The 4,423-nt window shown below is 39.9% G+C and carries 5 protein-coding genes; 2 read left to right on the top strand and 3 right to left on the bottom strand.

The window, feature by feature from the left end:
• Positions 1 to 734: phytoene/squalene synthase family protein (locus JWP71_RS01755; protein WP_299496420.1), on the bottom strand; the 734-nt coding region annotated here is incomplete at its 3' end.
• A gap of 71 nt (positions 735 to 805) precedes the next feature.
• Here JWP71_RS01755 and crtI point away from each other — a divergent pair.
• Both crtI and JWP71_RS01745 read left to right on the top strand, forming a co-directional pair.
• Complete coding sequence (gene crtI / locus JWP71_RS01750) at positions 806 to 2,299, top strand: phytoene desaturase family protein (protein ID WP_299496417.1); 1,494 nt, start codon at positions 806 to 808, stop codon at positions 2,297 to 2,299.
• Between the two features lie 370 nt (positions 2,300 to 2,669).
• Entirely contained in the window at positions 2,670 to 3,062 is a 393-nt protein-coding gene (locus JWP71_RS01745) for a hypothetical protein (protein WP_299496415.1), read from the top strand.
• Positions 3,063 to 3,095: 33 nt separating this feature from the next.
• On the opposite strand, the gene JWP71_RS01740 is transcribed toward JWP71_RS01745, so the two are convergent.
• Positions 3,096 to 3,650 (bottom strand): ORF6N domain-containing protein, encoded by a 555-nt coding sequence (locus tag JWP71_RS01740; protein ID WP_299496413.1) that lies wholly within the window; start codon positions 3,648 to 3,650, stop codon positions 3,096 to 3,098.
• A 51-nt stretch (positions 3,651 to 3,701) separates the two neighbouring features.
• Positions 3,702 to 4,423 (bottom strand): helix-turn-helix transcriptional regulator (locus JWP71_RS01735; protein ID WP_299496411.1); only part of this gene is annotated, 722 nt, incomplete at its 5' end.

Below are 4,423 nucleotides of genomic sequence, written 5' to 3'. Positions count from 1 at the left end.
GCTATCTTTTTAAACAACTGCAAATAATAGCAATAGGCAACATAAACTCCAAGCCGCACACCTTTGGGCAAAAGCATTATCCCTTTATAACCTTCGTCAAAATCATGTTGTATATCGGCTTCAATATGTTGTTTATCCTGTTGGGTAAAATTTTTAAAATCAACACCGGGAAAATAAGTGCGGCCGCGATCTTCATAATCAGATTTTATATCCCGCAAAAAATTGATCTTCTGGAAAGCCGACCCCAAACTTAGCGCCATAGGCATTAATTGTTGATATAACTCTTTATCACCCCCGCAAAAAACCTGCAGGCACATTAAGCCAATAACACCTGCCGAGCCATGGATATACGTTTGATAACCAGCATCGTCATAAACCTTATGGTCAAGGTCCATTTCCATCGACCGTAAAAATTCTTCTATCAACTGGCTGTCTATACCGTATTGGTTCACCACAATTTGAAAAGAATGCAAAACCGGGTTAAGGCTTATTTTTTGGTTGATGGCTTTAAAAGTTTCCTCTTTAAAATCGCTGATGAGACGGGTCTTATCATGGTTATGAAAAGTGTCTACAATTTCATCTGCATAGCGTACAAAACCATAAATAGCATAAACAGGGTACCTGAATTGCCTATTAAATGCTTTAATACCTTTGCTGAATGAAGTGCTGTACTTAGTGGTTATTAATTTACTGCATTCAAAACAGGCTTCATCATACAGATCCATCTTAGCCATGCGCTTGGCTTCAAAAGTACATAAATCAATGCGCCCGCAAAACAATTTGCTTACTTTCGGCTACAAAATTTATGAATAAGTTAAAACATATAGTTGTAATTGGCAGTGGCTTTGCCGGCCTGTCTGCAGCGTGTGTATTGGCTAAGGCAGGATACCGGGTTACCATCCTCGAAAAAAACAAACAACCGGGCGGAAGGGCAGGGGTATGGCAGCAGGATGGGTTCCGGTTTGATATGGGCCCAAGCTGGTATTGGATGCCCGATGTTTTTGAGAATTTTTTTGCCCTGTTCGGTAAAAAGCCGTCCGACTTTTATGAACTGAAAAGGCTCGATCCCGGCTATCGTATTTATTATGGTAAAGATGATTTGATTGATGTGCCTGCGGATAGACCCGAACTCTCCAAACTTTTTGAAAGCATAGAGCCGGGCAGCAGTATTCAATTAGCAGAATTTTTAAAGCAGGCCGCATACAAATACAAGATAGGTATGGGCGAATATGTGTTTCGCCCATCACATTCTATTACAGAGTTTGTTGATTTAAATCTCATAAAAAAAAGTCTGAGCATGCAGCTGTTAAGCAGTATGAGCAAGCACGTGCGTAAGTATTTTAAAAATCCTAAACTTATTCAATTATTAGAGTTCCCTGTTCTGTTTTTGGGGGCTACCCCACAAGATACGCCTGCCATGTATAGTATGATGAACTATGCCGACCTGGTTTTAGGCACCTGGTACCCTATGGGCGGGATGAATGAAATTGTAAAAGCCATGGTTAAGCTTGCCGAAGGTTTGGGGGTAGAAATTAAACTGGATACAGAAGTAACCAAAATTGAGGTTGCCAATAAGCAGGCTAGCAACATTATAACCCATAAAGGCAATATACAAGCCGATATGGTTATTGCCGGTGCCGATTATGAGCACGTAGATCAGCATTTATTGGACGAACCTTACCGCAACTACTCCAAAAAGTATTGGGATAGCCGGGTGATGTCGCCGTCAAGTCTGTTGTTTTATATCGGCCTTAACAAAAAAGCAGAAGGCATACAGCACCACAATTTATTTTTTGACGAGGATTTTGAGCAGCACGCTAAGGATATTTACACCAGTCCCCAATGGCCGGATAAGCCGTTGTTTTATGTTTGCTGTGCATCAAAAACTGATAATACCGTAGCGCCCGATGGTTGCGAGAACCTGTTCTTCCTGATGCCTGTTGCACCGGGATTAGCGGATAATGACAATATTAGAGAACAATACTTTGAACTGATGCTGGGGCGCTTTGAAGCTATTACCGGGCAAAGCATCCGCGATGCAATTGTAGTTAAAAGAAGCTATGCCCTAAATAATTTTAAAGCTGATTATCATTCGTTTAAAGGCAATGCATACGGACTGGCCAATACACTAACCCAAACCGCCTTTTTTAAACCCGCCATGCGTAACAAGCATGTTCAAAACCTGCTTTATACCGGGCAACTAACCGTACCGGGCCCGGGTGTGCCACCTGCAATAATTTCGGGGCAGGTGGTGGCTAAAGAAGCGATGGCGTATTTAAACAGGAGTAAGAAGGTATAACAGTGATGTTTGTTTCACAAAATAATGAAACAAAATGTAACAAGTGAAACAAGATTTTTACTTAAAATATTGTTTATGAGGTAATTGTGAAAAAGTGATGTAACAAAATGTAACAACTTATTCGTCAGGTTTTTTATGTGTGATTTTTAGTTTTATTGCTGATAATCAAATAATTGCAGATTGTCAATTTTTAAAGTGATGAAACAAGATTTTGAAACTGTGAAACAAGCTTTGCGACCCTGGACCCGCCAATACTATTGATGTAAATCTGTATGCTGTCTTTTCAGAATAATACCCCCCGCTTCTTTCCAATAGCCATACTAAAACCTTATCCTATTTGGATTGTAATGCATAAGTTGAAATTATTTTTATGATGGAGCTCCACATCCAGGTTGCCTGGCTTTTTTTATTGGCTATTCCGGTTGCCTGTATTGCCTGGACGGTTACACACGAAGAAGTATTTAAAGAACCCCGCGAATATTGCCTTAAACAAAGTACCCGCCGTAAAACCATAATGGGTCGCAAATTTTTTTACCTCTTTACCTGCGAATATTGCTTTAGCCATTACGTAACCGTACTGATGTTAATATTTACCGGTTATAAATTTTTACTTGACGATTGGCGGGGATATATTTTGGCAGCGTTCTCTATAGTATGGATAGCTAATATTTACATGGCCCTGTTTGCCCTGATAAAGGTTGACGTGAACTTAGAACGGCTGCAGTATAAAAATGAAGAGGAAGAAGCGAAGAAAAACGAGTAAGACAGAATGTAAACAAGTTTAAAATTGTAACGGCTATTTCTTAAACCCTATTCTATCTCTCTCATCCCATTTTCTTTGGGCCGTTTTTTCGTCAAGTAAATTTTCCATAGCATCATAAATATGGTTTAGTTGTGCATCATGTTCGCCCAGCCTTTCTTTTATTTCCTGCAACTGCTCTTTTAGGTCCATTTGCTGTAGCATAAGCCGCCGTATTGCCACAAACGCCCTCATAATAGCAATGTTCATGTTTATAGCGGTATCACTGTTTAATATACCGCTTAACATGGCAACACCTTGTTCGGTAAACGCATAGGGTAAGGCAGCATTTGGCCGTTTATTTGAGTATGTCATCACAATTTGTGATGACATGCCATGCCTTGAGGTCCCCATATTGAATTTTATATTTTCAAATTCTGTTTTAGTGAGTTGAAACATAAAGTCTTCAGGAAAGCGTTTAATATTGCGCTTTATCGCCTGGTTTAGCACCCTTGTTTCCACTTCATAAAGGAGTGCAAGGTCCATATCGAGCATTATCCGCTCTCCTCTTATTTCGTAGATCCGATTTTGCAGGCTTTGTATATTGATCACGTGTTTAAATATTAATTAAAATGTCGTGCTCCTAATATAGAGGCTTTTTTTTTAATTAAAAACCGCCTTCTGATAACTCAACGGACTCTTGCCCGTAATGCTTTTAAAATATTTATGAAAACTGGCAAAATTATAAAAGCCGCTTTCGTAGCAAATTTGTTTTACGTTTATTTTGTTCTCTATCAAAAGCTTGCAGGCATGGCCCACCCGTATCTCGTTAATAAACTGACTGTAGGTTTTACGCGTTCTTGATTTAAAATATCGGCAGAAAGAATTAGGGCTGATATTAGCAACGGCGGCCATTTCTTCCATTGATATCTTGCGTTTAAAATTGGCTATGGAGTAATCATAAATGGCATTAATACGGTCGTTTTCTGATTGATGAAAATCATTCCGCGAACCTATGGATGATATTATTTTAGTTTGTTTAGAGCTGCCAATTTCCATCAGCGCCTCCATTAACAGCATTATCTTTTTGGGCCCTTCGGTTAGTACAATGGTTTCTACCAGTTTGCCTAATTGTTGTTTTTCATCACCGGTAACTTGTATGCCCCGCTTTGCTCTTTGCAGTATGTTGCGGATCACCGCGTTTTCGGGCAGGTTTAAAAAAGCATCGCCCCAAAAATTATCGCAAAAATGTATCACGCTTACATCGGCAAGGTTGTTGGCTTCGTCCTCAAAATATACATCGTCAAAGCGCCAGTAATGCGGCAAATTGGCGCCCAGCAACACCACGTCGCCCGATTGGAAGCGCTGTATACTATCGCCAATAA

This window comes from Mucilaginibacter sp., from assembly GCF_028287845.1.
GTDB lineage: Bacteria > Bacteroidota > Bacteroidia > Sphingobacteriales > Sphingobacteriaceae > Mucilaginibacter.
The sequence above is the reverse complement of the archived record's forward strand: the minus strand, read 5'-3'. Positions and strand labels throughout refer to the sequence as shown.